The organism is Pseudomonas sp. LBUM1663 (genome assembly GCF_059695905.1).
Window position 1 is genome coordinate 4,778,604 of the sequence record NZ_CP166792.1, and the last position, 26,256, is coordinate 4,804,859.

The following is a 26,256-nucleotide window of genomic DNA, read 5'->3' on the forward strand; positions in this document are numbered from 1 at the left end:
AAATAAAAAACGCCCCGAAAGGTCGGGGCGTTCATGAAACAGCGCGCAATTACTTCTCTGCGCGTTCCTTCAGGGCTTTGAGCGTGTTGAACGGCGCATCGACCACGAACTTGTTGGCGACCATCGATGGGATGCTGCCGCCTGGCTCAGTGTGCACCTGGTAGGTCACTTCGATCTGGTCACCCTTGGGCACGAACTTCCAGAAGCCGTCGACCTTGGTGACCCGCACGAAACCCTTTTCCTCAGGAATGTACTTCGGCACGCCTTCGAGCTTGCGGGTCAGGCTGCCGTCGGCGCCTTCGGTGGTGGTGATATGCAGCACCGAATCACGCGGCGTCACCGGCCACGGGGTATTGAACTGGGTGTAGGTCCAGCTCTGATCGCCTTCGTGCTTGAGCAGTTTCTGCATTTTGCACTCGTGAATCCAGGCGCAGGCGCCTGCAACGTCTTCCTGCAGCGCGCGCAATTTGGCCATGGTGGTTTTCATCAGGGTCACGCCCTGGTAGGCCTTGTAATCGGAACCGACCACTTCACTCAGGGACACCTTGATGCCGTCTTCATTCTTGGCGACTTTCCAGTCTTCGGCCTGTGCGGCGGTGGTGGCCAGCACCACCGTCAAACCACACAGCACAGCCATACGATGCAGCGAACCCATAGTCTTATTCCTTGTTGTTGAAGTTCCGTTCGTAGAACACATCATGCAGCCGTCATTTGCTCCCACCATCCCAACAACTTGATCGCTTCGTCACTGCTGCTTCCGCAGACTTCGACGTCGGCTTCAAACGCCGAACACACGGCAGGACGTTGTGGATCGCCGAAAATATTGCACAGGTTATCGACAGACAGTTGTACGCAACGTTCGCCAGCGGCCTTGCCATTGGGCATGCCGGGAATCGGTGAACTGATGGAAGGGGCTATGCAACAGGCGCCACAGCCTTCACGGCATTTCATGACGACAAGCTCCTCGCGACGGGCGATGTGTTAATGGACGAGGCACAGAGTAACCGCTAAAACAGTTGTTTTAAATTACCTGGACCGGGGTTTTTGCGCTCAAACGAACGTGACTGACCAGTCTCCGACAAAGCGTCTGGGTCGCGGGTCACGAATTAGCACAGATTTACTGTTTGAACTCGAAATCCAGCGCTGCGCCTTCAACGTCGCGGCGCTCTTCATTGCGCAGTTGCAACTGCATTTCGTTGCTGAGCAGCCGGCCGTTGAGCTGAAATTGACTGTTCTTGTCACCGAACATCTGCGGCAATACGGCGTCGTGTCGTGGCATAGGGACCGTACCGATCGGTTTCAGCTCCTGGACCATGTCTTGAGGCAGGCTCAGATCGAGATTGGCGGAAGGCAACCGGGTTTTCACGACTTCACTGGCCGGTTTCGACTTGGAAGCAATCGGCGGACGCTTTTTCAGCACCGCCGGTTTCTTTTTGGTCGGCGCGGCATTCTTTTTGACCGAGTCGGCTTTCTTGACGGGCGCTGGTTTTTTCGACGCCGTTGCGCTGGCTGCCGGCTTTTCCTGAGTCGAAGCCGCCATGACGCCTTGGGCATTAACGGTCAAGAGGAGGCAGATCGATAGGCAGGCGGCAGGAAAAATCGGTTTCATGGACCCAACGACGCTAACGGCAGAGGGCCATATGCTCGCCTGTTGTACGCAACATGACAAGCACGTGTAGGAAACGACCGGCGTTCTTGTCAGAAACCGCTGGCCGTCTCCTGGCAAAGCTGCGTGGCCAACATCCCCAACGTCATCAATGCGCGCTCCGCTTCACGATTCCAGGGCGTTCCACAGTTCAGGCGAATGCAGTGATTGAACTGCTCGGTGTTACTGAAAATCAGCCCCGGCGCGATACTGATGCCCTGCTGCAACGCACGCACATGCAGCTCCTGAGTGTTGACCCGTCCTGGCAGGCTGACCCACAGAATGAAGCCGCCAGTGGGCCGGGTCATCTGCGTGCCTTCCGGGAAGTACTGCTGCACGGCCAACTGGAAGGCGCTGAGGTTCTTGCGATATTCCTGACGGATGTAGCGCAAGTGACGGTCGTAGCCGCCATTTTCCAGGTACGCGGCGATGCCCATTTGCGTGACGCTGCACGCCGAATGCGTACTGAACGTCTGCAAACGCTGAATCTCTTGCTGATATTTGCCGGCGATCATCCAGCCAATCCGCACGCCCGGAGACAGGGTCTTGGAGAAGCTCGAGCAATAGATCACTCGATCAAGCCGATCGTAGGCCTTGAGCGATTTGGTCCGGCCTTGTTCGAACATCAATTCGCCGTAGATGTCGTCTTCAACGATCTGGATATCGAAATCCGAGGCCAGGCGCAGCAGTTGTTTCTGCCGCTCTTCGGGCATGGTGCCACCCAGTGGATTACTCAGACGCGTGGTCAGCACCAGCGCCTTGATCGACCACTGGTTGGCCGCCAACTGCAGGGCTTCGAGGCTCATGCCGGTCGCCGGGTCGCTCGGGATCTCGATGACTTTGAGACCCAGCAGGTCGGCCAATTGCAGCAAACCATAATAAGTCGGCGATTCGGCGGCGATCAGGTCGCCCGGCCGAGTCAGCACGCGAAGAGACATCTGCAATGCATCGACACAGCCGTGGGTGATCACCACTTCGGACGGATCGACCACCACGCCGGCATCACGCATGCGGATCGCCACCTGTCGGCGCAACGGTTCAAAACCGGGGCTGAACATGTAGCTGAAGGCACGCGGGCTATGGAAACGGGTGACCTTGGCCAATTGCTGGTGCAAGGCGCGGACCGGTAGATAATCGACGCTCGGCACCGCCGCGCCCAAGGGGAAAACGCCCTCGCGGCGGGACTCGACGAGCACTTGCTGGATGATGCTGCTGCGGGTGACCAGACCAGGCCGCTCGACCCGGGCGATGTCCGGCGTGGGCGCCGTCAGGGCCGGCGTCTGGTGCACGTAGTAACCCGACTGCGGCCGGGCGCGGATCAGCCCTTGATCCTCGAGATTGGCATAAGCCTGCAAAACGGTTGCATGGCTGACGTTGAGCTGCGAGCTCATCTTGCGCACCGAAGGCACGCGCTCCCCCGGTTGATAGACGCCACGGCGGATGTCTTCGGCCAGTTGCTGAGCAATACGTTGGTAGAGCAAGAGATTGGTCATGACGCAGCACTCGATTTCACGGGCATTTTATTCTTGTGCGAAACAATACCGGAACAGTTTAGAAGTGTACTGGGACAGTTGCCACAATAGTCGACCGTACAGTGCAGTGTCAGTAAAAACTGTACTGTTTTGAGAGGCAATTGGCAGGCGCAAAAAAACCCGGCACTGTCGGGCAGGCCGGGTTTTCCAGAAACGCAGCCCTTAGCGGGCGGCGCCGAGCTGGCCTTTCTCGTCGGAGAACACAATTTCGACCCGACGGTTCTGCGCGCGACCACGCTCGGAAGCGTTCACATCCACAGGGTATTCATCGCCGTAGCCTTCGACTTTGATACGTTTGTCGTCGATACCAAGATCCATCAGCACGTCCGCCACCGATTGCGCACGGTCACGGGACAGTTTGAGGTTGTCCTGCTTACCGCCGGTGCTGTCGGTGTAGCCCTCGATGCGGACCACGCGTTTGGGATTGAGCTGAAGGAATTGCACGATCTTCAGCACCACGCGGTTCGCCGAATTCTTCAGCTCCGCTTCGCCGGTGTCGAACAGCACATCGCCCAGGGTCATCACCAGACCACGGTCGGTCTGTGTGGTTGCCAAGGCAACGATCTGTTCTTCGAGCCACTTGCCTTGCTGCTGCACGCTGAGCAATTTGGACTCGCGCAGAGCAAGTTGCAGACGCTGACGTTCCAGTTCGAGCTTTGCCGCGCGCTCTTCGTTGAGCACCTGATTAGTGTGCTCGCGGGCGATTTCGCTGTAGCGCTGGCTCAGGTAGGCGTAATGCACCACATCCGAGCCGCTGCCCCAATAACTGGAAAGACGATCAGCACGGGCCAGGGATTCGCCGGCACGAATCACATCCTTGGGCGCGATTCGCAGCACGTTGGAGTCTTCCTTGACCTTCTGGAAGTCAGTCCCGGCCTGCTGCAATGCAGTCTCGCTGTGTTGGCCGGCGCAGCCGTAAAGGCTTGCGCAACCTGCGAGGATCAAGCCGCCGAGTGCTTTGGACTTGAGGCTCATTGGGCATCTCCCAGTTGCTTGCGCAGGCGAGTGATGCGGGTATTGAGTACATTCAGCTGCTCCTCACTCTTGAGGGTCAGCACCTTGGCTTCGGCCAGACGCGCGTCCAGTTCGGCCTGCTCGGCCCGCATGCGCGCATGCCTGTAGGACTGATCGGTCATGTCGCCCTGGGCACGAGAAAACTTGCCTTCGGCCAGTTTGAGTTCCGGCACGTCGGCGGCGGTAGCGCCTACGGCTTTGGCTTGCTCGAGCGCCTGCTCGGTCAGGCGTATTTGTTCATTCGGCGCCGGATCGGCTGCACAACCCGCCAGAGCCAGAACGGCCAGGGCAGCGAAAAGAGGTCGAATACTCACTAAAAATCCCTACTGTTTTGGGGCACTGACGGGCTGTTGCTGCGGTTGTTGCTGCTGCGTTTTCCAACGCTCGATATTGCGTTGTAGCGCGATCTCCGTCAGTCCGGACGCGGGCAATTCTGTCATCTTTTTGGCCAGCTGTCCGCGCAACCACGGATCGTTGCACGCGGAGTTATGGGAAACCGCGAGGAACAGGCCGGGTTTGTCGACCGGTTGGGGACGGGCGATCAGGTCGTTGACCATGCTCAGGGTTTGCGCGGCGGCCATGCCCGAGTAGCGTCCCGCGAGGACAAATTCCACCTCGCCCAGCAGCAATTTCTGAAAGGCCTGGGTCAGGTTCGGAGTACGCACGAGGGTCAATTGCTGCTCGGCGAAAGTGCCGAATGCCTGGGTCATTCGAGACTTTTCCGACACGGCACCTGGATGGCCGTGAAGGTCTTGCGCCTGGTTGTAGACCAATGCCGAGTCTTTTCGGGTCCAGACCAGATAGTCGTTTTCCAGCAACGGCGGATGGATGTAATCCAGGGTGTCCAGCTCGCTGACTGTCAACGGCGCATCGGCCAGCATGTCCATGCGTCCGCTGCGCACTTCGTCCAGGGCCTGGGCGCGCTTGCCGGCATAAAGCAGTTCGATCTTGATGCCCAACTCCCCTGCCACGTGTTGCAACAGGTCAGCACTGGCGCCGATCAGGTGCTTGGGGTTTTGCGGGTCTTGCCACAAGTACGGCGGCGCGTCCGGGCTGCCGGTCACCACCAGGCGTTCGCACTTGCCTGCGGCCACGGCCAGCGCCGGCAGCACCGTCAGCCCCAGCAGTAATGACCAGCCACCCACGCGGCGCAAATCCATGGCGACACTCTCCACTCAAATCTGGAACAAAAAAAAGCCCGACCAAAAGGTCGGGCTCTTTATAAGTCAAGCGACTGGATTAGACCAGCTTCTCAAACTCGGGGATAGCTTCGAACAGGTCTGCCACCAGGCCATAATCGGCCACTTGGAAGATCGGCGCTTCTTCATCCTTGTTGATCGCAACGATCACTTTGGAGTCTTTCATGCCGGCCAGGTGCTGGATCGCGCCGGAGATACCGACGGCGATGTACAGCTGTGGAGCAACGATCTTGCCGGTCTGACCGACCTGCATGTCGTTGGGTACAAAACCTGCGTCGACCGCGGCGCGGGAAGCACCGACGGCAGCGCCAAGCTTGTCGGCCAGGGCGTACAGGTGTTTGAAGTTGTCGCCGTTCTGCATGCCGCGGCCGCCGGAAACGACGATCTTGGCAGCGGTCAGTTCCGGACGATCGGACTTGGCCAGTTCTTCGCCAACGAAGCTGGAAGTGCCAGCGTCGTGGGCAGCAGCAACGGCTTCAACCGACGCCGAACCACCTTCAGCGGCCACCGGGTCGAAACCGGTAGCACGCACGGTGATCACTTTGACCGCAGCGTTCGATTGAACGGTCGCGATAGCGTTACCGGCGTAGATCGGGCGCTTGAACGTGTCAGCGCTTTCGACCGAGATGATCTCGGAGATCTGGTCAACGTCCAGCTGAGCGGCAACGCGCGGCAGGATGTTTTTGCCGTTGGAAGTGGCGGCAGCCAGGATGTGGCTGTAACCAGCGCCCAGTTCGGCTACCAGCGGCGCGACGTTTTCCGGCAGTTGGTGAGCGTAGGCAGCGTTGTCGGCGACCAGCACTTTAGCCACGCCAGCGATTTTCGCAGCGGCTTCAGCCACGGCGCCAACGCCCTGGCCGGCAACCAGAACGTGGATGTCACCGCCGATTTTGGCGGCAGCAGCCACGGTATTCAGCGTGGCCGGGGCCACTACTTTGTTGTCGTGTTCAGCAATAACCAAGATAGTCATTTAGATTACCTTCGCTTCGTTTTTCAGTTTCTCGACCAGTTCAGCCACCGACTTGACCTTGATACCCGCGCTGCGTGCAGCCGGCGCTTCGACTTTCACGGTCTTGTTGGTGGAGGCGGTGGAAACGCCCAAAGCGTCCGGAGTCAGCACTTCGAGAGGCTTCTTCTTGGCTTTCATGATGTTTGGCAGGGACGCGTAGCGCGGCTCGTTCAAACGCAGGTCGGTGGTGACGATGGCCGGCAGTTTCAGGGAAACCGTCTGCGCGCCGCCGTCGATTTCGCGGGTCACGGCAACGGTGTCGCCGGACACTTCGACTTTCGAAGCGAAGGTGCCCTGACCGTAGCCGCTCAATGCAGCGAGCATCTGGCCAGTCTGGTTGTTGTCGCTGTCGATGGCTTGTTTGCCAAGGATCACCAGCTGAGGCTGCTCCTTGTCGACAACGGCTTTCAACAGCTTGGCAACGGCCAGCGACGTCAGGTCTTCGGCGGATTCGACGAGGATGGCGCGGTCAGCACCCAGAGCCAGCGCGGTGCGCAGTTGCTCTTGAGCGGTGGTCGGGCCGATGGAGACGACGACGATTTCAGTCGCAACGCCTTTCTCTTTCAGGCGCACGGCTTCTTCCACTGCGATTTCGCAGAACGGGTTCATCGACATCTTGACGTTGGCGAGGTCGACGCCGGAATTGTCCGCCTTGACGCGAACCTTGACGTTGTAATCCACAACGCGTTTGACAGCTACAAGAACCTTCATGGATTCCTCGTTACTCTCCGGTGAAAAGAAAGTCGCCTAGGCGAACCTGGCGGTTTGATGCTCATCGGCGCAAGGGCACCTCTAAAAACGCTGGCAGGTGTATCGAGTGAACCTTGCTCACGAGGCAGATGACCGTTCGTCAGTGGTGACCGACGAGTCATTCATTATCGCGGCGTGTAAACTGCGCGCCAAATCTGCGCTGCGCATCACCCTGTACTGCCATCGCCCTGTCTTTAGAGGTGCTCTTGAACCCAACAGTCAGCCTACGGCGAGCGCAAAACCGACCGTATCTTGACCGGAACGCCTATTCCGGTCAATACGGCAAAATAGCCGTTCATAAGCCGCGTGACTTTGATTTCTCTGGCTTTGAGCCAATTCAAACAAACGTTTGTATTGGACGCTAGGAGTGGTGTAGATATAATGCGCCACCCAGAGAGAAAGGTGGTCTATCGATTGTCCTGTTCTGCGCATTGCGCAGGAATTCATGGATGCGACACCAAACCTCCAATTAGAAAAAAACTGTTGAGCCTTGAGTAGGAGATAACCTGTGGAACGCGAATACATGGAATTCGACGTGGTCATCGTCGGTGCCGGCCCCGCGGGTCTTTCCGCCGCCTGCCGCTTGAAGCAGAAGGCCGCTGAAGCCGGTAAGGAAATCAGCGTCTGCGTGGTCGAAAAAGGCTCCGAAGTCGGCGCACACATCCTGTCCGGCGCGATCTTCGAACCCCGCGCCCTGAACGAATTGTTCCCGGACTGGAAAGAACTCGGCGCCCCGCTGAACACGCCGGTGACCCGCGATGACATTTTCGTCCTCAAGAACGCCGACAGCGCGCAAAAAATTCCTGACTTCTTTGTGCCCAAGACCATGCACAACGATGGCAACTACATCATCTCCCTGGGCAACCTGTGCCGCTGGCTGGCCCAGCAGGCCGAGAACCTGGGCGTAGAAATCTACCCTGGCTTCGCCGCTCAGGAAGCGCTGTTCGACGAGAACGGCGTGGTTCGCGGGATCATCACCGGTGATCTGGGCGTCGACCGCGAAGGTCATCCGAAAGAAGGCCTGTACACCCCGGGCATGGAACTGCGCGGCAAGTACACGCTGTTCGCCGAAGGCTGCCGTGGCCACATCGGCAAGCAGCTGATCAAGCGCTTCAACCTCGACAGCGAAGCAGACGCCCAGCACTACGGCATCGGCCTGAAAGAAATCTGGGAAGTCGATCCGGCCAAGCATCAGCCAGGCCTGGTGGTCCACACCGCCGGTTGGCCGATGGACATCATGGGCACCGAGAACACCGGAGGCTCGTTCCTCTATCACCTGGAAAACAACCAGGTGGTCGTCGGTCTGATCGTCGATCTCTCTTACAGCAACACTTACCTGTCGCCGTTCGACGAGTTCCAGCGCCTCAAGCATCACCCAGTGCTCAAGCAGTATCTGGAAGGCGGCAAGCGCATCAGCTACGGCGCTCGTGCCATCTGCAAAGGCGGCCTGAACTCGCTGCCGAAGATGGTGTTCAAGGGCGGTGCACTGATCGGTTGCGACCTCGGCACCCTGAACTTCGCCAAGATCAAAGGCAGCCACACTGCGATGAAGTCCGGCATGCTAGCCGCTGAATCCGTGGCCGAGGCGCTGTTCGCCGAGAAGGACGGCACTGAAGAGCTGACCACTTACGTCGACGCCTTCAAGAAGAGTTGGCTCTACGACGAACTGTTCGCCAGCCGCAACTTCGGCCCGGCGATCCACAAATTCGGCGCCATCGTCGGCGGCGGTTTCAACTGGCTCGACCAGAACATCTTCGGCGGCAAACTGCCGTTCACCTTGCACGATAACAAGCCGGACTACGCCTGCCTCAAGCTCGCGGCCGACTGCAAGAAGATCGACTACCCGAAACCCGACGGCAAGATCAGCTTCGACAAACTCAGCTCGGTGTTCATCTCGGGTACCAACCACGAAGAAGAACAGCCTTGCCACTTGAAGCTGACCGACCCGAGCATCCCGATCAGCAAGAACTTGCCGCTGTACGATGAGCCGGCTCAGCGTTACTGCCCGGCCGGCGTGTACGAAGTGGTGACCAAGGAAGACGGCGAGAAGCGCTTCCAGATCAACGCCCAGAACTGCGTTCACTGCAAGACCTGCGACATCAAGGACCCTGCACAGAACATCACGTGGGTGGCGCCGGAAGGTGCTGGCGGACCGACTTACCCGAACATGTAAGCCGAATGCCTGAACATCAAGGCTCCCGGAATGGGGGCCTTTTTGTTGCCCGCGATTTACTCCACACCGCAATCCCCCTGTAGGAGTGAGCCTGCTCGCGATTGCGGTGGGTCATCCAGATTAGATGTCGAATGACACACCGCAATCGCGAGCAGGCTCACTCCTACAGGGGGAACCACTACCCACTCAGGCAACGCGCTCATCCCCGGGATTGCGCTCGAAGTAGCGCTTGTACTCCCGGCTGAACTGCGAGGTGCTCTGATACCCCACCCGATGCGCCACCTGCGCCACGCCCAAACCCTCGGCGAGCAACAACTGCTGCGCCTTGAGCAAGCGCAGACGCTTCAAATACTGCACCGGCGACAACAACGTGCTGCGCTTGAAATGCTCATGAAAGGTCGACGCGCTCATGTTCGCGCAACTGGCCAGGGTTTCCACATTCAACGGCTCGGTGAAATGCCCGTGCAGATGGTTGAGCGAGGCTGCAATCCGGGCGAACTGCCCCTGCTGCTCCACCAGTGCACGCAACACATCGGCTTGCGGACCGCGCAACGCGACAAACAACAACTCCCGCAACCGAGCCTGCCCCATGATCTGGCACTCCAGCGGATCGTGCAGGCAACGCAACAGCCGCTCCACGCAACCGCGCATCGCATCGTCGAGCACCGCCGACGTCATGGACTCCAGTGTTTGTGCAGGCACCGTGCGCCCCGGCACCAGCCCCATGGCCAACACCAACTCACCGAGCAGCACCCGGTCAATGGCAATGGAAACCCCGAGCATCGGCCCGTCCGGCGCGGAAAACGTTTCACACTCAAACGGCACCGGCAAGGCCTGAATCAGGTAGTGCCCGGCGCCGTACTCCAGCGTCCGAGGCCCCAGATACGCCAGTTTGCTGCCTTGGGCGATGATCACCAGGCTCGGTTCGTAAATCTGCGGACCACGGGCCACATCGCAACTGGCCCGTAAAACCTGGACGCCCGGCAACGCCGTAGGGGCGAAACCATCGCGAGTGGTCAGGGGCTCGATCAGCGAAACCAGCGTGGCATTCGCATCAAGATGACGGGTTAACAACATGAGAGTTCTTCACAAAAAAGTCGCGGAAAAAGGGATGAAAGCATCATCGCAGGTCTGATCGCCCATTTGATCAAACGAACGCTGATGCCGGAGGAATAGGCATGACACCCGGAGGAATCGCCATGGCCGATACCCGGCACGGCGCCCAAAATGCGCCGCCTCACTTGTCATTGTTTCTGCGAGGTTCACCATGTACACCGCCATCGGATACGCCGCCCAGTCGGCCACCACTCCCCTCGCCCCCGTGAAATTTGAACGCCGCAGCCCAAGGGCCGACGACGTGGCGATCGATATTCTCTACTGCGGCGTCTGCCATTCCGACATCCATCAGGCCCGCAACGAGTGGGGCATTGCCGTTTACCCGTTGATGCCCGGCCACGAGATCGTAGGCAAAGTTACCGCGATTGGTGCGAACGTCACCCAACATAAAGTCGGCGATCTGGTGGGTGTGGGCTGCATGGTCGATTCGTGCCGCAGCTGCGAAGCCTGCCAGTCCAACCTCGAGCAATACTGCCTCGAAGGTCCGACCATGACTTACGCCACCCCGGACCGGGTCGATGGCAGCAACACCATGGGCGGCTATTCCGACAGCATTGTGGTCAGCGAACACTTCGTCGTGCGCATCCCGGAGAAGCTCGACCTGGCCAGCGCCGCGCCGATCCTCTGTGCCGGCATCACCACTTACTCGCCGCTAAAACACTACGGCGTGAAGGCCGGCGACAAGGTCGGGATTCTCGGCATGGGTGGCCTCGGCCACATGGGCATCAAGTTCGCCAAGGCAATGGGCGCGGAAGTCACGCTGTTCACCCGCTCGGCGAGCAAGGCTGAAGAAGGTCGTCGTCAAGGGGCGGACCACGTGATCGTGTCCACCGATGCCGAACAGATGAAGGCCGCGGCGGGACATTTCGACTTCCTGCTGGACACTATTCCGGTGCAGCACGACCTCAATCCCTACCTCGACACCCTGCGTTTCGACGGCGTGCACATTCTGGTCGGGCTGATCGAACCGGTCGATCCACCGGTCCACGCCGGCAACCTGGTGATGAGCCGTCGCGTGCTGGCCGGCTCGCTGATCGGTGGCATTGCCGAAACCCAGGAAGTGCTGGATTTCTGCGCCGAGCACAACATCACCTGCGACATCGAAATGCTCGACATCCGCCAGATCAACGAGGCTTACGCCCGCATGATCGCCGGTGACGTGAAATACCGCTTCGTCATCGATATGGCGACGTTGAAGCTCTAAACCTTCGCGCCAAGTTCTGCCGAGAGCCGAGCTGTGACCCCTTTGATCAGGGGAATCAGCTCGGCCATTTTTTCCAGCGGCATGTACGGCACAGTGCTGGCGATGCTGATGGCGGCAACGATGCGTTTGCTGGCATCACGGATCGGCGCAGCCACACAGCGGATCGACGGTTCGTTGTCTTCCAGATCGAAGGCATAACCGCCGGCCACGTACTCGATCATGCGCTGCTGAAACTGCGCCCAGGATTGCTCGGGGTGCTGCGGCCAGAACAGATTTTTCCCACCTACTGGCAGGCTGACTTCGTACAGCCGCTGCCATTCTTCCTGCGAGTCATCCAGCATCAAGGCTTTGCCGATCCCGGTGCGCGCCAACGGCATGCGATGGCCGACCCGCGAGCGCATTTCCGGGCCATTGCGCCCCGGATTCTTGTGCAGGTACAGCACCTCGTCGCCTTCACGAATCGCCAGGTGAATGGTGTCGCCGGTCAACGCGGACAACTCGTCCAGATACGGTCCGGCCAGGGTCACGAGCGGCAACTCTTCACGCGCCTGGAAACCCAGCTCGATCAGCTTCGGCCCCAGCAGGTAACCGACTTGCGGCACCACGCGCAGATAACGCTCGTCCACCAGGCAACTGGCCAGACGATGGGTGGTGCTGCGCGTGGTGCCGATCAGCCGGGCGATTTCCTTGAGATCGCGGGCGCCACTGGCCACCGCCTGAACCACTCCCAGACCACGAAGCAGTGTCTGGGTGCCGGTCGGTGCGGCGTCCTTGGCGATTTTTGGGGCGTCTTCCTGCATATTCAGCCTTTACCGTTGAGCGAGTGAACGGGCGGCATTATGGTCGCCCGATGGCTACCACTACAACTTGATACGCTCGACCTTGCCGACCAGCAAGATGTAGGAAAGCGCGCCAATCAATGCAAGAACCGAGATGTAGGTGATCGCCGGAGCAAATGAATCACCGGTCGCCAGGAAACCGATGACAATCGGCGTGGTAATCGCCGACAGGTTGCCGATGAAGTTAAACACCCCACCAGTCAATCCGAGCAACCGTGCCGGGGCGAGGGTTGAGACCAGCGACCAGGTGATCGAAGCCAGCCCGTTACCGAAGAACGCCAACGCCAGGAACGCAATCACCAGCGGTGTCGATTCAACGAAGTTGGCGCCGATGATCGACGTGGAAATCAGCAAGCCGCCAATGATTGGCAATTTGCGCGCGAAGCCCACCGTGTAGCCGCGACGGATCAGGAAATCGGAGAAGAACCCGGAACACAGCACGCCGATAAAGGCGGCGAGAAACGGCAGCGATGCCAACAGGCCGGACTTGATGAAGTCCATGCCGCGGTATTTCACCAGGTAGGTCGGGAACCACGTCAGGAAAAACCACAACGTCGAGTTGAGGCAAAACTGACCGAGGTAGATGCCCCACAATTTGCGTTTGGTCAGGACGATGCCGAGGTCGGTCCAGCTAAATTTCGCCTTGACCTTGGCTTGTTCGGCCTGGATATCCACCAGCCCTCCACCTTCTCGGATCAGCTCGATTTCGGCGTCGTTGGCGCCCTTGAAATCCCGTGGCTCGCGATACACCGCGTACCAGATCACCGCCCAGAGAATACCGACCGCACCGGTGCTGACAAACACCATGTGCCAGCCAAACTCATGCTGCAGCCAGGCGAGCACCGGCGTCAGGAACGCCAGCCCGACGAACTGCCCGGAGGTATAAAAACCGATGGCCGTGGCGCGTTCGCGCTCGGGGAACCAAGTGGTGACCACCCGGCTGTTGATCGGATACGCCGGTGCTTCCAGGGCGCCGACCGCCATGCGCAAGACGAACAGCGCAATGAAACTGCCGGCGAAACCGAGCATCACTGTGGCGATCGACCACAGCAGCAAGGCAATGCTGTAAAGGATGCGCGGCGGCACTCGATCCACCAGCCAGCCACCGGGGATTTGCATGGCAGCATAGGTCCAGCCGAACGCCGAGAAAATCAGCCCGACGTGGATCGGGTCGATACCCAGTTCGGTGGTCAGCGCGGGGGCGGCGATGGATAGGTTGCTGCGGTCCAGGTAGTTGATCACCACGGTGATGAACAGCAGGACCATGATGAAAAATCGCTTGCGACTCGGCGTCACCAACGACGCTTGCCCGGTGAGGGTTTGCGGTTGCATGGGGAGTGCCTCTTCTTATGTTTATTGAGGTCAATGTGAAATCGGGGGTTGCCGCATATCCCCCGTCCATGGAGATCAAACTGTGGGAGCCAGCCTGCTGGCGATAGCGGTGTGTCAGTCACCACAAATGCTGGAGGTGCCGACCAAATCGCCAGCAGGCTGGCTCCCACAGGGATTTGCGGTGGCTCAGGGAGAAATCACCACTCAGCAAAACTGCCATCGGCATGGCGCCAGATCGGGTTGCGCCAGCGGTGGCCGACAGCGGCGCGTTCGATCACGTATTCCTCGTTGATCTCGATGCCCAGGCCCGGGCCGTTCGGGATCTTCACGAAGCCTTTGTCGTAGTCGAACACCCGCGGATCTTTCACGTAATCGAGCAGGTCGTTGCTCTCGTTGTAATGGATACCCAGGCTCTGCTCCTGGATGAACGCGTTGTAGCAAACCGCGTCCAGTTGCAGGCACGCCGCCAGGGCAATCGGGCCCAACGGGCAATGCAGCGCCAGCGCCACGTCGTAGGCTTCAGCCATGTTGGCGATCTTGCGGGTTTCGGTGATGCCACCGGCGTGGGACGCGTCCGGCTGGATGATGTCGACATAACCTTCGCTGAGCACACGCTTGAAATCCCAGCGCGAAAACAAGCGCTCGCCAAGGGCAATCGGGGTGCTGGTCAGCGGTGCCAGTTCCTTCAGCGCTTCGTAGTTTTCGCTGAGCACCGGCTCTTCGATGAACATCAGTTTGTACGGATCGAGTTCCTTCATCAGCACTTTGGCCATGGGCTTGTGCACCCGGCCATGGAAGTCCACACCGATGCCGACATTCGGGCCAACCGCGTCACGCACGGCGGCGACGTTGGCCAAGGCGAGGTCGACTTTCTCGAAGGAATCGAGAAATTGCAGCTCCTCGGTGCCGTTCATTTTCACCGCGGTGAAACCACGCTCGACTGCTTCTTTCGCCGCGCGAGCGGTGTCCGCCGGGCGGTCGCCACCGATCCACGAATACACGCGAATCTTGTCGCGCACCTGGCCGCCCAGCAAGTCGCTGACCGACACACCCAGAGCCTTGCCCTTGATGTCCCACAACGCCTGATCGATACCGGCCAGTGCGCTCATGTGGATCGCGCCGCCCCGGTAGAAGCCGCCACGGTAGAGCACGGTCCAGATGTCTTCGATGTTGCGTGGGTCTTTGCCGATCAGGTAGTCGGACAATTCTTCAACGGCCGCCGCCACGGTGTGAGCGCGGCCTTCGACCACGGGCTCGCCCCAGCCGGTCACGCCTTCGTCGGTTTCAACCTTGAGGAAGCACCAGCGCGGCGGAACGATGAAGGTGGTGAGTTTGGTGATTTTCATCTTGTGCTCTCTTTTTATAAGTACAGCTCTTATAGATGCAGCGCGCTCGGCGCCAAAAAGTCTTAACGCAGAGCGTTCCATGCAGCGACATAGGCCTTGGCGTTTACTGCCACTTCCTCAGGCGTCATGCCCGGTTTGAACAACCCGGAACCGAGGCCGAAGCCTTTGACGCCAGCGTCGATAAACACCTGCATGTTGTCCGGCGTGATCCCGCCGACCGGCGCCAGAATCGTTCCCGCAGGCAATACCGCGAGCCAGGCTTTGACGACTGCCGGCCCCATCTGCTCGGCGGGGAACATCTTCAGCACGTCTGCCCCTTCGGCCAGTGCGGCAAAGGCTTCGGTCGGTGTGGCAACGCCCGGCGACAGAAACAGTCCCGCCGCTTTTGCTGCCCGCAACACCTTGGCATCACTGTGCGGCATGACGATCACCTGACCGCCCGCCGCTTTCACTTGCTCGACCTGTTCCGGTGTCAGCACCGTACCGGCGCCAATCAGGCAATCGGCAGGCAAGGTGTTGCGCAGGATGCGGATACTGTCGTAGGGCTCAGGGGAATTGAGCGGCACTTCGATGACGCGAAATCCAGCGGCATAAAGGACTTCGCCAATGGCGGCCGCTTCTTGCGGGCGCAGGCCTCGCAGGATCGCGATCAGACCGTTTTGCGCCAGTGCTTGCTTGAGCATGTCAGACCTCCAGTCAGGTTTAACGGGATGGGTGTGCGACGATCAGTCCGGCGGCGACCGCCAATTGCCACAACCCGCGTTCGGTGGCTTGTTCGGCCAGGGTCACACGGGCAAAACCGCAGGCGTCGAGGGCCCGGCTGTAGCGGGCACAGAGTTGGGAATTACCAATGAGGATGATTGAAGGCAGGTGAACACTGTTGCGTCGGCTTCGCTGAACGTTGGCCAGCGCCGACAGCTCATGGCCGATCAGCAGGCCGGACAAATAATCCGGTTGGGCCGTGGCGCTGAGCTCACCGGTCAGCCCCAGGCTGCGGGCGCTGAACAACGTCGACAACGGACCGATCTCGCCCTCCGCCGACAGCGCCACTTGCACGCCGCGATCAAACGCCTCGCCATCAAACGACGCGCCCTTTTGCTGGGTGCGCCCGAGAATGCTGTGTTCACTGAGCACGGCGAAGATCTCGCCGGTCATGAAGGTGTCGAAATGCACAATGCAACCGTCGGCCACTTCCACCCATTTCGAATGACTGCCTGGCAGGCCGATCAACAGGTCCGCGCCCTGCTCGACCGGCAGATTCTGCAGGACACCCAGCACCTGGGTTTCTTCGCCGCGCATCACGTTCGGCAAGCGCGAACGCTGGATCACCCCCGGAACGATGTGCACATCAACACCGCGAAGACTGCGAATGGTTTGTAGGGAAGTTCCGAGATTGGCGACGTTTGCCGGCGTGTCGCAGTAAGCCGCTTCGCGCCAGCCCTGGGCACTGCCGACCATGCCACAGGCAATCACCGGCAAATCCGGCTGCGCGTCGAGCCAGTCACCGCACGCTTCATCGAAGGCCAGTTCAAAACCGTCGGCGCATGCCTGGCCGTTGATGATTCGCGGCGTCCGGGGCAGCTGCATGATCCCGGACGACAGCGAACGCTGTTCCAGCACCTGGCCATCCGCGGCGAGTTTGTAAGCACGTAATGAGGTCGTCCCCCAATCGAGCGCGATCAATTGCGCCAGCATCGCTTCACCTGTTTTGTTTATTGGCAGTGAGTGAGCTGGACTATAAACCCGGACGCGGACAAATCTCAATATATAAATAACACTCCCATATATTGGGATGATGACAAAAAAAATATCGCAGGCTCCGACGACTCCTTCCTATCGAGGCAGGAGTCGCCGAAGGACTGCGATACTTAGCAGGCCTTGCTGGAGATCAATTACCCTCGGCAAACTCGCGCAACACCTTCCCATCCATCCGATACCGGACCCATTCTTCCTGCGGCTGCGCCCCCAGCGACTTATAAAATTCGATCGCCGGTTTGTTCCAGTCCAGCACGCTCCACTCGAAGCGCCCGCAGTCATTGGCGCAGGCGATTTTGGCGAGGTGGCGCAGCAAGGTTTTACCGGCGCCGCCACCGCGTTGCTGGGGGGTGATGTAGAGGTCTTCGAGGTACAGGCAATTGCTGCCGAGCCAGGTGGAATAGCTGAAGAAGAACACCGCGAAGCCGATTGGCAAGCCGTCGCGCAGGCAGATCAGGCCGTGGGCGGTGGCACCTTCGCTGAACAGGCTGCGCTCGATGTCGGCGACGCTGGCGATGACTTCGTGACGGGCACGTTCGTAATCGGCCAGTTCAGTGATGAACCCGAGGATTTGCGGTGCATCGCTGGGGGTCGCCGGGCGGATCTCGATCGTCATGGACGGGCCTTTGTCGAAAGTTTAAAACGCCATACTAAGTCGGCGCGCCACGCTCGTCACACTGGAAATGCAAAGCTGATCCATGGAGCATGTGTAGCAGCTGGCGAAGCCTGCGTTCGGCTGCGCAGCAGTCGTTAAATCAGACGGCGCGGTGTTACAGGCAAACCGCGTGTTCAAGTTTGACGACTGCTGCGCAGCCGAACGCAGGCTTCGCCAGCTGCTACAGGGTGCGTTGCTGACAAGAACGTTTTTCACTTAACAGGATGTTTATGAACATTGATGCTTTCGCGCCGCTGCAAATTCTCGCAGCGCAACTGCTACCCCACGCACTGGAACCCTCGGAAGACGGCGCCCACGATTTGTCCCATCTGCAACGGGTGTGGCACAACGTGCGCACGCTTCATGCTGAAGAAGGCGGCGATCTCGAAGTGCTGCTGGCAGCGGTGCTTTTGCATGATTGCGTGGCCGTTGAAAAGAACTCTGCGCTACGCTCACAGGCTTCACGACTGGCAGCCGAGAAAGCATCTGCCGTGCTGACCGACATGGATTGGCCAAGTGCAAAAATCAGCGCAGTCGCCCACGCCATCGAAGCCCACAGCTTTTCCGCCAACATCACCCCGACCTCGCTCGAAGCCAAAATCATGCAGGACGCCGACCGCCTCGACTCCCTCGGCATGCTCGGCGTAGCGCGCACGTTCTATATCGCCGGACGCATGGGCAGCGCGCTGTACGACCCGCAAGACCCGGAAGCGACAGCGCGGGACTACGATGACAAACGTTTTTGCCTCGATCATTTCCAGACCAAGCTGTTGCACTTGGCGGACGGTTTCCAGACGATTACCGGTCAGCGGCTGGCGCGCGTCAGGCATGAGCGCTTGAAGGATTTTATGACGCTGTTCAAGGAAGAAATCGGCATCCCCTGACCGCATTACTCCGGCCCGCGCTAACCCTGGCATCGATAACCTCGGACCTAACAATGTCGAGGTGCATGGTAGATAGAGGGTCAGCGTCTTTTATCGGGTCAAGGAACCGCGTCATGTCTACCGCTACGCCCCACGTCTCAAGCAGATTGTTCGGCCTGTTTTGCCTCGCCAGTTATTTGCTGTCGCTGTCCTACGGCTCGACGTTTCTGTTGTCGCTGTTGATCGGTTCACGGGGCGGTAACGAACACGATGCCGGCAGTGTGATTTCAGCGGCGATGCTCAGTACGTTTGCGGCGGTAATTGTCTCCGGGCACCTGTCGGATTTGCTCGGCGCGGCGCGTTCGATTGCGCTGTTCGGCGTGTTGTTGGTGGCGGCCAGCCTGGGCTTCGCGCTGACGCCGGGGTTCGGCAATCTGTTGCTGTTTTACGGACTGCTGCTGGGGCTGGGCTGGGGGGTGTTTTACACCTTGGGGCCGATAATCGTGGCGAGCCTGGTGATGCCCGCGCAACGCGCGAAATACTTTGCGCTGCTGTCGGGCAGCATGATGACCGGGATCGGCAGCGGGCCGCTGTTGGGCCGCGCGGCCAGTGCCCTCGGTTACCCCGTCACCGCCGCCTTTTACCTCGCCGCGTTGGCCAGCCTGATGGGTGTGTTGCTGTTTTGGCGGCTGCATTCGCAACTGAAAAAAACGCCCTCGCCTGCCGCCGCGGTCGCACGCATTTCCTGGCGTGCGACGACTCAGGTGCTGTCGTCCAGAGCAGTGTTTCCGATCATCATGGTCGGCCTCGGCGGGTGCGTATTCGGCGGCCTGTCGAGCTTTCAAACCAGTTACGCAGCGTCTCGCTCGCTGGACTACTCTCTGTTCTTTTTCGGCTTCATGGGCGCGGCGATCAGCAGCCGGATGTTGATCGCCGGGGTCGTGGTCAAGCGCGATCCGTTGCGCGCTTCGTGCCTGCTGTCGGGCGTGATGATGGGCTCAATTGTGTTGTTCGGCTTCGTGGTCGACAGCGGGGTCAGCTACGTGCTGGCGGCGATGATGCTCGGGGTCGGTTACGGGCTGACGTACTCGGTGATCAATGGCCTGGCGGCGAACGAAACGCCGCACGGCACCACTTCGCAATCGTTGTTGCTGTTCAGCCTGTCGTACTTCATCGGTGTATTCGGCTTTCCGTTGCTGGCCGGGAAGATCATCGTCGAACACGGAATAACGACACTTCTACTCACAGTTCTCGTCGTAGGGCTGTTGAACTGGCTGATCACCGTGGGCCGCCTGATCTGGCGTCGGGTCGACAGCAGCAAATCGTTGCAACAGGCCTGAACCGTTCGTCGTTCATCAGGCACCAATCCAAATCGAGGGCGGACCAACATCAGGTAAGGACTCTAATTGAATGGAGACGACACCATGATCACGTCCCGCTTCACTGCCCTCGCTCTCGCCACGCTGCTGTCCTCTGCCGCTTTCGCGGCGACCACCGCCACCGGCACCGGCCCGACCAACCCGGTCGAAGGTCAAAAAAACCCGACCACCCAAGGCTCGCCCGGCATGAACACCAACGGCACGGGTGTCGACAGCAGCCTGCCTCCGTCCACGGGCACCGACCCACGGATTCAGGGCAACGACGCGGGCCGTCAAGGTGGAATGAACACGCCGGACACCCAGACACCCGATAACGCCGGCGCCGGCATGGGCTCGAAAACCACCACCGGTGGCTCGGGTTCCGAAGGCGGCGCCAGCCAATAGTTCGCCCACGCGAGTTGTACCTATCCACATCCATGAAGAGGTAACCATGAACGTCGATAACAACCTTGAGAAAGAAGTCCTGACCCGTCTGCTGCACGCCCATCCAAATGGCTTGGGCAAGGAGGTCCTGGACAATTACCGGGGGGAGAAAGTCGTGGCCAGTACCCTCGCCACGCTGCAGGATCGCGGGCTGATTCAGCACGGGCATGTGACCTGCAACGAGGCCGGCGAACACTCGCTGCAACTGCCGATCAAACTCAGCGCCGCAGGGGTTGAGGCGGCGCGCAAGCTGGACGTTTAGCCAGATGAATCAGGTCGCAGTCGTGCGCGGCTGCGACCGTTTGAGCGACTCTACAAGTAGCAGGAGAAATTCCATGCCTCGTGGAAGCAAAGACAAATACACCGTCGAGCAGAAGCGCAAGGCTGGATAAATCCAGGATCTCTGGTGAATTTATGGGCCCCTTCGCGGGCAAGCCCGCTCCCACACTGGACTTTCGAACGACACAAATCCCCTGTGGGAGCGAGCCTGCTCGCGATGGCGATAGGTCAGGCGCCTAAAATTTTGCGGATTAACGCATCCACCTCGGCAATCCCAGGCGAAGTCGCCGGCCCCCACCGAGTGACCGCCAGCGCCGCAGCCGCATTCGCCCGCCGCGCCGCTTCACCCGGCGACAACCCTCGCGCCAACCCGGCCAGAAACACCCCGGAATGGGCATCCCCGGCACCATTGCTGTCTATGGCCTCAACCTTGAAACCGGGCACATGTTCTCGGTCACCGCGCTGACTGATCCAGCACCCTTGCGGCCCATCGCGCACCACCATCAGCACCTCGGCCGGCAGGTGATCGGTCAGCCTGTCCAGCGCCTCGGCAATGTCCGACGCCCCGGTAAACCGCAGCGCCTCGACACTGTTGCTGGTCCACAGATCAATGCGCGGCAACAGAGCCTGCATCAATGGCGCGTCCGGCGAGTCCACCAACGGACCGGGATCGAACACCACGCTGATCGCTTCCGGCAAACCCAGCACCCAGTCCACCAGCGCCTGGGCCTTGCCGACATGCAGCAGACTGTAGCCGCTGACGTAAACGTAGTCGCCCGCCACCGCCGGCACGTTTGCCAGGTCCTCGACAGTCAATTCGCCCTCGGCGCCGATGTAGGAAATGAAACTGCGCTCGGCCGAGGCATCGGTCACCGCAACGCACAACCCCGTATCCCGTTCGGCCTTGTGTGCGAGGCCGAGCTGAATGCCTTCGGTCTTCATCGCCTCACGGGCCAGGTCGCCGAAACGACCGGTGCCATGACGACCGAGGTAGACCACCGACAGCCCGTTACGCGCAGCGGCGGCCATCACGTTAAACCCTCCGCCGGCTTCGAAACTGGCGGATTGCGCCAGCACGTCGCCACCCGGTTGAGGCAGTTTATCCACGGCCATGACCAGGTCGATGATGACCTGGCCGGTGTGCAGCAATCTAGGCATGAGCGTTCTCGGTCATTGCGGCACGACGATCCCTGGCCCCACCGAGTACAAAATAAATCCCGCCGGCCACCAGGAACGTCACGATCCAGCCCAGGCCGTTATGGCCCAGCCACGAGTCGGACAGGAAACCGCGGAACCACACGGTTTGTTCGGTGGTGCCAATGGTGGTGAAGCTGAAGCCCAGCACGATCGCCAGCGCCCACGCGCCAAACGCGCGCCATTCGATACCGCCGTTGTACCAATAGGCACTGCTCGGGCTGACGTCCAGCAAATCGTTGGGGCTGTAGTAATGACGGTGAATCAGGTCAACGACGAAGATCCCGACCCACGCCGTGATCGGCACCGCCAGCAGCGAAATGAAGGTAATGAACGGGCCGTAGAAACTGTCGGCGATCAGCATGAAGTAGATCGAACCGGCGAAGATCGCGACGATGTCGACCACCACCGCGTAGACGCGCTTGACCTTCAAGCCGAGGGTCAACGTGGTCAAACCGGCGGAGTACACCGAGAGGTTGTTCGACAGCAGCAGCCCACCAAATGCGGTGATCAGATACGGCACGGCCATCCAGGTCGGCAGCATGTCGCGGATCGCGATGATCGGGTCGGTGGCCGACGCCAAGTCGTTGTTGCCCACCGACAGCAGGCCGCCGAGGGTGATCAACAACACCAGCGGAATCCCCGCACCGAACGCCGCCGACGCGACCAGGCGCACGGCTTTGACGCTGCGGTGCTGATAGCGCGACATGTCGGCGCCGGCGTTGGCCCAACCGATCCCGGTGCCGGCAGCCATAGTGCCGACGCCGATGATCATCGCGCTCAATGGCGCAGGCGTGGCGTTGAATACCGCGGTCCAGTCGATGGTGGCGCAGAGGAAGCCACCAACCAAGATGTTCAGGGCACCGAACACATAAGTCGCCCACTTCTGGATCACCAGCAAAGTAGCGTGACCGAGGCCGGACACCGACAAGGTCAGCAGCACGAAAATCGCGATGAAGACCAGGGTCAACACCGGTGCGCTTTTGGCCTCAACGGGCGAACCGAACAGGATCGAGCACAGCGACAGCAGCACGAAGGCGGCGGTGGTGGTGTTGACGGTTTCCCATCCCAGCCGCGACATCAGCGAGACCAGGGTCGGGCCGATGTTGCCGCGCACTCCGAAAATGGCGCGCGAGAGGGTCAGGCTCGGTGCCCGACCACGACGACCAGCGATGGAGATGATCCCGACCACCGCGAAAGAACCGGCGGCGCCGAGGATCGCAACGATGATCGCCTGCCAGATCGCCAACCCGCGAAACGCCACCAACGTGGCGCCCAGTGGCAGGCCGAGAATGGAAATGTTGGCCGCGAACCAGACCCAGAACAGTTGCAGCGGGTGACCGTTGCACTCCGCTTCCGGCACCGGTTCGATGCCGCGGGTTTCCAGTTGCCCGGCGCTTTGCCCGGCGTTCGATGAACTCATGAAAAATGCTCCTGTTGCCTTTGTTGTGGTTGTGGGCAATGACGGAAGACGAAAACAACAGCCCGGCAGTCCTGGCCAAGTCCGTGCGATCCATTGCGGGGTTATCAATTGAAATAGGCGGTGCGCCCATCGCGAGCAGGCTCGCTCCCACAGGTACGGCGTGTACCTTGCGGCTTGCACTTTCCTTGTGGGAGCGGGCTTGCTCGCGAAGAGGCCAGCGCAGTCAGCGCAATGCTAGAAGCCCTTTTACCAAAGGCTCCAGCGCCAGATCATTAACGGCTTTGACCTGTTCGATCATCGCAACCGGCCAACTCCCAAGCCCCAGACAAGCCCCGAGCATCGCGCCGAGAATCGCCGCGATGGTATCGGTGTCACCGCCCAGGCTCGCGGCCATGCACAGCGCTTCGAAGGCGTTCATTTCACCGACGGCCACTTGTTGCGCCAGGGCAAACGAGACCACCACCGATTCCTGCGAAGCCACCGACGTGCCGATCACGTCATACAGCAAATCCGCCAGCAACGCTTTGTCACTGTCGACGCTGATGGTCCGCGCCCAGCTGATACGCGAGGCAATCCGTCCGCCCGCCACCCAGTGGCCATGGCTTTCAGCTTGTTGGGCGATCTGCTGGCCGAGGTTCAACGCCTCGCCCAGGTCCATGCCGTTGATGCCGGCCGAGACCACCGCCGCCACCGCCGCCGCACTGGAAATTCCCAGCGTGGTGTTGTGGGTGACCTGGCAGGCCTGCACCACGGCGCTTATAAAACGTTCAGGCTGGGCGACATCCGCGGCGATACCGACCGGAGTGATGCGCATCGCCGCGCCGTTGGTGGTGCCGTAGCGCCCCGCTTCTTCCGGCGAGTGGCCGGCGAGGATCATTTCGATTGCGCGTTTGGTCGAAGGGCCGAGCAGGTCTTGCGAACCCTTGGCCTGCATCCCGGCTTCCCATTCGATCAGCCGCTGAGCGAGCACGGCCGGTTCGATCCGGCCCTCACCGTCCACCAACAACTGACCGACAAGAATCGCCTGTTCGGTGTCGTCGGTAATCGAGCCCTTGGGCATGTTGGCGGCGATCGGTTGATCGGGGCCGGCGTCTTGCAGGTCGGTGATCTGGCCGAAGCGCGCCTTGATCTCGGCACGGCTCAGGGATTGCGTCGGCATGCCCAGCGCATCGCCCAAGGCCAGTCCATAGAACGCGCCGAGCGCACGGTCGAGCGCGGTCATTTCGATTCTCCAAATTGCAGGTGCAGGCGAAAGTGCACCGGGTCGAGCAGGCTTTCGACCTGTTCCATGAAACGGTTTTGCCGGTCGTAGGTGGTGCGCAAGGCTTTGAGGAAGACGGTGCCGACCGGACGCCCTAGCAGCTCGGCGTCTTCGGCGTTCAAGGGTTCTGCGCCGATCCATTGATCGCCGCGCTCGCCGATGTAGCCATAGGCGGCCAGGGTGATGGTCAGGGAATTGTCGATCAGACCGACCCGCGGCAGGCTTTCCAGTCCTCCGGTGGCGGGCATCAATGAGCGTTCGAGGGAAACCAGCTTGCCGTCGGTGGAACGGCGGCGCCGGTCGAGGGTGATGAACTGATCGGTGCCGAAGCGCGACATCAGGTCCGGACGCGTGACGGCCTCCAGCCGCAGCACTTCGGTGTTGATCAGCGCCCCGCTGTCGGCCAGCGCTTGCGCCCAGCCACTGCGTTGATCGAGCACCACACCGTCGAAGGTGACGATGGAGCCCACGCCGCTTTGGGTCGCGATGTAGTTGCGTCGTTTCAACTCGGCCAGGGCCTCGCGCAGCGTGCCGCGGCTGACTTTGAATTCTTGAGCCAACTGATGCTCGCCCGGCAACAGAAAGCCGTCCTCCATGAGGCCGCTTTCGATGCGCCGGATGAGTTCGTCGACCACCCGTTGTTTCTTGTCAAATCGTACCTGTCTAATCATGTACAAAGTGATAACCGAAACGGGCTGGCACGAGCAAGGATTATTTAAGGGAGGTGACGGGAGGGTGTGGGTGTTCGCTATAGCGATGTGAATCAGATACACCGCCATCGCGGACAAGCCACGCTCCCACAAGTTTTATGTCGTACCCGGATTATGCGAACGACAAAAAAACTGTGGGAGCGAGGCTTGCCCGCGAAGACGTCAGGCCAAACAGCGCAAATCTCAGCGTTGTTTGAGGCGGTCGATGACGACGGCCAACAGCAAGATCGAACCGCGAATCACGTACTGATAGAAGGTGTCGATGTTCTTCAGGTTCATCGCATTCTCGATAATCGCCAGAATCAACACCCCGGCGATCACATGCCGGATCATGCCGATCCCCCCGCTCAACGACACCCCGCCCAGCACGCACGCCGAAATCACTGTCAGCTCAAACCCCTGGCCAATCATCGGCTGCCCGGAGGTCATGCGCGACGCCAGAATCACCCCGGCCAGCGCACCGATCACACCGTGCACGGCAAAGATAATGATCTTGGTCCGGTCAACGTTCACACCGGCCAGCAATGCCGCTTCCTGGTTGCCGCCGATGGCCATGGTGTTGCGCCCGTAGGTGGTGTAATTCAGCAGCCAGCCGAAAAACAGGAAGCACACGATGGTGATCAGGATCGGCACCGGCACGCCGAACAACTGGCCGTTACCGAAGACGAAAAACGACTCCTGCGACACACCCACCGCTTTGCCATTGGCAAAAATGTAAGCCAGGCCACGAACGATCTGCATGGTCGCCAAGGTGGTGATCAACGCGTTGACCCGCAGCTTGGCGATGACGATGCCGTTGATCAGCCCGACAATCAGCCCCATCACCAGCGCGGCACTCACGCCGAGAAAAACACTGTCGGTGTCGCGCATCACCACCGCCGCGACCACGCCGGCACAGGCAATCACCGACCCCACCGACAAATCGAAATGCCCGGACGCCAGGCAATACAACATGGTGCAGGCGGCGATCCCGGTCGTCGAAATCGCCAGGCCCAGGCCGCGCATGTTCAGCGGCGACAGGAAGTTGTCGATCAGCAGCGTGCACAGCACGAAGATCCCGACGGCCGCCAGCAACATCACCCAGTCATCGAGAAAGCGCCGCAGGTCCAGAGGTTTGCGCGCAGTGGGCAGAGCGTTGTTTTGGATGGTCATAGT

Annotated in this window: 27 protein-coding genes; 6 read left to right on the forward strand and 21 right to left on the reverse strand. The window is 60.1% G+C overall.

Annotation, left to right across the window (positions count from 1 at the left end):
* Window positions 1-49 precede the first annotated feature (49 nt).
* From ACA075_RS21860 to ACA075_RS21900, 9 genes are all read right to left on the reverse strand, one after another.
* Window positions 50-655, reverse strand: coding sequence for an START domain-containing protein (locus ACA075_RS21860; protein ID WP_497295310.1), 606 nt, complete (start codon window positions 653-655; stop codon window positions 50-52).
* A gap of 41 nt (window positions 656-696) precedes the next feature.
* Window positions 697-951, reverse strand: a complete 255-nt coding sequence (locus tag ACA075_RS21865) for a YkgJ family cysteine cluster protein (protein WP_497295312.1) — start codon at window positions 949-951, stop codon at window positions 697-699.
* A 166-nt stretch (window positions 952-1,117) separates the two neighbouring features.
* Complete coding sequence (locus tag ACA075_RS21870; RefSeq protein WP_497295313.1) at window positions 1,118-1,609, reverse strand: translation initiation factor 2; 492 nt, start codon at window positions 1,607-1,609, stop codon at window positions 1,118-1,120.
* An 89-nt stretch (window positions 1,610-1,698) separates the two neighbouring features.
* Window positions 1,699-3,138: an aminotransferase-like domain-containing protein gene (locus ACA075_RS21875; RefSeq protein ID WP_109633782.1), complete on the reverse strand. Its 1,440-nt coding sequence runs from the start codon at window positions 3,136-3,138 to the stop codon at window positions 1,699-1,701.
* A 201-nt stretch (window positions 3,139-3,339) separates the two neighbouring features.
* Window positions 3,340-4,152, reverse strand: a complete 813-nt coding sequence (locus ACA075_RS21880; protein ID WP_219095374.1) for an OmpA family protein — start codon at window positions 4,150-4,152, stop codon at window positions 3,340-3,342.
* Entirely contained in the window at window positions 4,149-4,505 is a 357-nt protein-coding gene (locus ACA075_RS21885; RefSeq protein ID WP_219095375.1) for a DUF4398 domain-containing protein, read from the reverse strand. The genes ACA075_RS21880 and ACA075_RS21885 overlap by 4 nt, the downstream gene beginning before the upstream one ends.
* A 9-nt stretch (window positions 4,506-4,514) precedes the next feature.
* A complete protein-coding gene (locus ACA075_RS21890; protein ID WP_497295314.1) occupies window positions 4,515-5,351 on the reverse strand; it encodes a substrate-binding periplasmic protein in 837 nt (278 codons plus the stop codon).
* Between the two features lie 79 nt (window positions 5,352-5,430).
* On the reverse strand, window positions 5,431-6,360 hold the full coding sequence (locus ACA075_RS21895; protein ID WP_010461774.1) for an electron transfer flavoprotein subunit alpha/FixB family protein: 930 nt from the start codon (window positions 6,358-6,360) through the stop codon (window positions 5,431-5,433).
* Window positions 6,361-7,110, reverse strand: a complete 750-nt coding sequence (locus tag ACA075_RS21900; protein ID WP_010461775.1) for an electron transfer flavoprotein subunit beta/FixA family protein — start codon at window positions 7,108-7,110, stop codon at window positions 6,361-6,363.
* A 547-nt stretch (window positions 7,111-7,657) separates the two neighbouring features.
* Here ACA075_RS21900 and ACA075_RS21905 point away from each other — a divergent pair.
* The gene (locus tag ACA075_RS21905) at window positions 7,658-9,322 is read left to right on the forward strand and encodes an electron transfer flavoprotein-ubiquinone oxidoreductase (RefSeq protein ID WP_219095377.1); all 1,665 of its coding nucleotides are present in this window, start codon (window positions 7,658-7,660) and stop codon (window positions 9,320-9,322) included.
* Between the two features lie 186 nt (window positions 9,323-9,508).
* Here the strand turns inward: ACA075_RS21905 and ACA075_RS21910 are convergent, their stop codons facing one another.
* Window positions 9,509-10,399, reverse strand: coding sequence for an AraC family transcriptional regulator (locus ACA075_RS21910; protein ID WP_497295315.1), 891 nt, complete (start codon window positions 10,397-10,399; stop codon window positions 9,509-9,511).
* A 190-nt stretch (window positions 10,400-10,589) separates the two neighbouring features.
* Here ACA075_RS21910 and ACA075_RS21915 point away from each other — a divergent pair, with 190 nt between their 5' ends.
* Window positions 10,590-11,642 (forward strand): NAD(P)-dependent alcohol dehydrogenase, encoded by a 1,053-nt coding sequence (locus tag ACA075_RS21915; RefSeq protein ID WP_497295317.1) that lies wholly within the window; start codon window positions 10,590-10,592, stop codon window positions 11,640-11,642.
* Here the strand turns inward: ACA075_RS21915 and ACA075_RS21920 are convergent.
* From ACA075_RS21920 to ACA075_RS21945, 6 genes are all read right to left on the reverse strand, one after another.
* Complete coding sequence (locus ACA075_RS21920) at window positions 11,639-12,442, reverse strand: IclR family transcriptional regulator (protein WP_497295318.1); 804 nt, start codon at window positions 12,440-12,442, stop codon at window positions 11,639-11,641. The genes ACA075_RS21915 and ACA075_RS21920 overlap by 4 nt on opposite strands.
* A gap of 60 nt (window positions 12,443-12,502) precedes the next feature.
* A complete protein-coding gene (locus ACA075_RS21925) occupies window positions 12,503-13,813 on the reverse strand; it encodes an MFS transporter (RefSeq protein ID WP_497295320.1) in 1,311 nt (436 codons plus the stop codon).
* Window positions 13,814-14,010: 197 nt separating this feature from the next.
* The gene (gene dgoD / locus ACA075_RS21930) at window positions 14,011-15,159 is read right to left on the reverse strand and encodes a galactonate dehydratase (protein ID WP_008152275.1); all 1,149 of its coding nucleotides are present in this window, start codon (window positions 15,157-15,159) and stop codon (window positions 14,011-14,013) included.
* Between the two features lie 62 nt (window positions 15,160-15,221).
* A complete protein-coding gene (locus ACA075_RS21935) occupies window positions 15,222-15,842 on the reverse strand; it encodes a 2-dehydro-3-deoxy-6-phosphogalactonate aldolase (protein ID WP_497295321.1) in 621 nt (206 codons plus the stop codon).
* A gap of 19 nt (window positions 15,843-15,861) precedes the next feature.
* Window positions 15,862-16,854, reverse strand: coding sequence for a 2-dehydro-3-deoxygalactonokinase (locus ACA075_RS21940; RefSeq protein ID WP_497295323.1), 993 nt, complete (start codon window positions 16,852-16,854; stop codon window positions 15,862-15,864).
* Between the two features lie 193 nt (window positions 16,855-17,047).
* Window positions 17,048-17,530 (reverse strand): GNAT family N-acetyltransferase, encoded by a 483-nt coding sequence (locus tag ACA075_RS21945; protein WP_219095383.1) that lies wholly within the window; start codon window positions 17,528-17,530, stop codon window positions 17,048-17,050.
* A 269-nt stretch (window positions 17,531-17,799) separates the two neighbouring features.
* On the opposite strand from ACA075_RS21945, the gene ACA075_RS21950 reads away from it, so the two are divergent.
* From ACA075_RS21950 to ACA075_RS21965, 4 genes are all read left to right on the forward strand, one after another.
* The gene (locus ACA075_RS21950) at window positions 17,800-18,453 is read left to right on the forward strand and encodes an HD domain-containing protein (protein WP_497295325.1); all 654 of its coding nucleotides are present in this window, start codon (window positions 17,800-17,802) and stop codon (window positions 18,451-18,453) included.
* Between the two features lie 113 nt (window positions 18,454-18,566).
* On the forward strand, window positions 18,567-19,772 hold the full coding sequence (locus ACA075_RS21955; RefSeq protein WP_497295327.1) for an MFS transporter: 1,206 nt from the start codon (window positions 18,567-18,569) through the stop codon (window positions 19,770-19,772).
* Between the two features lie 84 nt (window positions 19,773-19,856).
* Window positions 19,857-20,195, forward strand: coding sequence for a hypothetical protein (locus ACA075_RS21960; protein WP_497295328.1), 339 nt, complete (start codon window positions 19,857-19,859; stop codon window positions 20,193-20,195).
* Window positions 20,196-20,241: 46 nt separating this feature from the next.
* On the forward strand, window positions 20,242-20,496 hold the full coding sequence (locus ACA075_RS21965) for a hypothetical protein (RefSeq protein WP_497295330.1): 255 nt from the start codon (window positions 20,242-20,244) through the stop codon (window positions 20,494-20,496).
* A gap of 245 nt (window positions 20,497-20,741) precedes the next feature.
* Here ACA075_RS21965 and ACA075_RS21970 read toward each other — a convergent pair whose 3' ends face one another.
* The 5 genes from ACA075_RS21970 to araH all read right to left on the reverse strand — a co-directional run bounded on the left by ACA075_RS21970 (window position 20,742) and on the right by araH (window position 26,253).
* Window positions 20,742-21,671 carry a PfkB family carbohydrate kinase gene (locus ACA075_RS21970; protein WP_497295331.1) on the reverse strand — a complete coding sequence of 310 codons (930 nt, stop codon included), beginning with the start codon at window positions 21,669-21,671 and terminating at the stop codon, window positions 20,742-20,744.
* Window positions 21,664-23,130, reverse strand: coding sequence for a purine-cytosine permease family protein (locus tag ACA075_RS21975; RefSeq protein WP_497295333.1), 1,467 nt, complete (start codon window positions 23,128-23,130; stop codon window positions 21,664-21,666). The genes ACA075_RS21970 and ACA075_RS21975 overlap by 8 nt, the downstream gene beginning before the upstream one ends.
* Before the next feature lie 223 nt (window positions 23,131-23,353).
* Window positions 23,354-24,352, reverse strand: a complete 999-nt coding sequence (locus ACA075_RS21980; RefSeq protein ID WP_497295334.1) for an ADP-ribosylglycohydrolase family protein — start codon at window positions 24,350-24,352, stop codon at window positions 23,354-23,356.
* Window positions 24,349-25,062 carry a GntR family transcriptional regulator gene (locus ACA075_RS21985; protein ID WP_219095386.1) on the reverse strand — a complete coding sequence of 238 codons (714 nt, stop codon included), beginning with the start codon at window positions 25,060-25,062 and terminating at the stop codon, window positions 24,349-24,351. Before ACA075_RS21985 ends, ACA075_RS21980 begins: the two co-directional genes overlap by 4 nt.
* A gap of 222 nt (window positions 25,063-25,284) precedes the next feature.
* A complete protein-coding gene (araH, locus tag ACA075_RS21990) occupies window positions 25,285-26,253 on the reverse strand; it encodes an L-arabinose ABC transporter permease AraH (protein WP_010461824.1) in 969 nt (322 codons plus the stop codon).
* Between the last annotated feature and the right edge of the window lie 3 nt (window positions 26,254-26,256).

Coding starts and splice junctions, on each gene's coding strand:
- ACA075_RS21860 (WP_497295310.1), bottom strand. CDS start 655: ATGGGTTCGCTGCATCGTATGGCTGTGCTGTGTGGTTTGACGGTGGTG.
- ACA075_RS21865 (WP_497295312.1), bottom strand. CDS start 951: ATGAAATGCCGTGAAGGCTGTGGCGCCTGTTGCATAGCCCCTTCCATC.
- ACA075_RS21870 (WP_497295313.1), bottom strand. CDS start 1,609: ATGAAACCGATTTTTCCTGCCGCCTGCCTATCGATCTGCCTCCTCTTG.
- ACA075_RS21875 (WP_109633782.1), bottom strand. CDS start 3,138: ATGACCAATCTCTTGCTCTACCAACGTATTGCTCAGCAACTGGCCGAA.
- ACA075_RS21880 (WP_219095374.1), bottom strand. CDS start 4,152: ATGAGCCTCAAGTCCAAAGCACTCGGCGGCTTGATCCTCGCAGGTTGC.
- ACA075_RS21890 (WP_497295314.1), bottom strand. CDS start 5,351: ATGGATTTGCGCCGCGTGGGTGGCTGGTCATTACTGCTGGGGCTGACG.
- ACA075_RS21895 (WP_010461774.1), bottom strand. CDS start 6,360: ATGACTATCTTGGTTATTGCTGAACACGACAACAAAGTAGTGGCCCCG.
- ACA075_RS21900 (WP_010461775.1), bottom strand. CDS start 7,110: ATGAAGGTTCTTGTAGCTGTCAAACGCGTTGTGGATTACAACGTCAAG.
- ACA075_RS21910 (WP_497295315.1), bottom strand. CDS start 10,399: ATGTTGTTAACCCGTCATCTTGATGCGAATGCCACGCTGGTTTCGCTG.
- ACA075_RS21915 (WP_497295317.1), top strand. CDS start 10,590: ATGTACACCGCCATCGGATACGCCGCCCAGTCGGCCACCACTCCCCTC.
- ACA075_RS21920 (WP_497295318.1), bottom strand. CDS start 12,442: ATGCAGGAAGACGCCCCAAAAATCGCCAAGGACGCCGCACCGACCGGC.
- ACA075_RS21925 (WP_497295320.1), bottom strand. CDS start 13,813: ATGCAACCGCAAACCCTCACCGGGCAAGCGTCGTTGGTGACGCCGAGT.
- dgoD (WP_008152275.1), bottom strand. CDS start 15,159: ATGAAAATCACCAAACTCACCACCTTCATCGTTCCGCCGCGCTGGTGC.
- ACA075_RS21935 (WP_497295321.1), bottom strand. CDS start 15,842: ATGCTCAAGCAAGCACTGGCGCAAAACGGTCTGATCGCGATCCTGCGA.
- ACA075_RS21940 (WP_497295323.1), bottom strand. CDS start 16,854: ATGCTGGCGCAATTGATCGCGCTCGATTGGGGGACGACCTCATTACGT.
- ACA075_RS21945 (WP_219095383.1), bottom strand. CDS start 17,530: ATGACGATCGAGATCCGCCCGGCGACCCCCAGCGATGCACCGCAAATC.
- ACA075_RS21950 (WP_497295325.1), top strand. CDS start 17,800: ATGAACATTGATGCTTTCGCGCCGCTGCAAATTCTCGCAGCGCAACTG.
- ACA075_RS21955 (WP_497295327.1), top strand. CDS start 18,567: ATGTCTACCGCTACGCCCCACGTCTCAAGCAGATTGTTCGGCCTGTTT.
- ACA075_RS21960 (WP_497295328.1), top strand. CDS start 19,857: ATGATCACGTCCCGCTTCACTGCCCTCGCTCTCGCCACGCTGCTGTCC.
- ACA075_RS21965 (WP_497295330.1), top strand. CDS start 20,242: ATGAACGTCGATAACAACCTTGAGAAAGAAGTCCTGACCCGTCTGCTG.
- ACA075_RS21970 (WP_497295331.1), bottom strand. CDS start 21,671: ATGCCTAGATTGCTGCACACCGGCCAGGTCATCATCGACCTGGTCATG.
- ACA075_RS21975 (WP_497295333.1), bottom strand. CDS start 23,130: ATGAGTTCATCGAACGCCGGGCAAAGCGCCGGGCAACTGGAAACCCGC.
- ACA075_RS21980 (WP_497295334.1), bottom strand. CDS start 24,352: ATGACCGCGCTCGACCGTGCGCTCGGCGCGTTCTATGGACTGGCCTTG.
- ACA075_RS21985 (WP_219095386.1), bottom strand. CDS start 25,062: ATGATTAGACAGGTACGATTTGACAAGAAACAACGGGTGGTCGACGAA.
- araH (WP_010461824.1), bottom strand. CDS start 26,253: ATGACCATCCAAAACAACGCTCTGCCCACTGCGCGCAAACCTCTGGAC.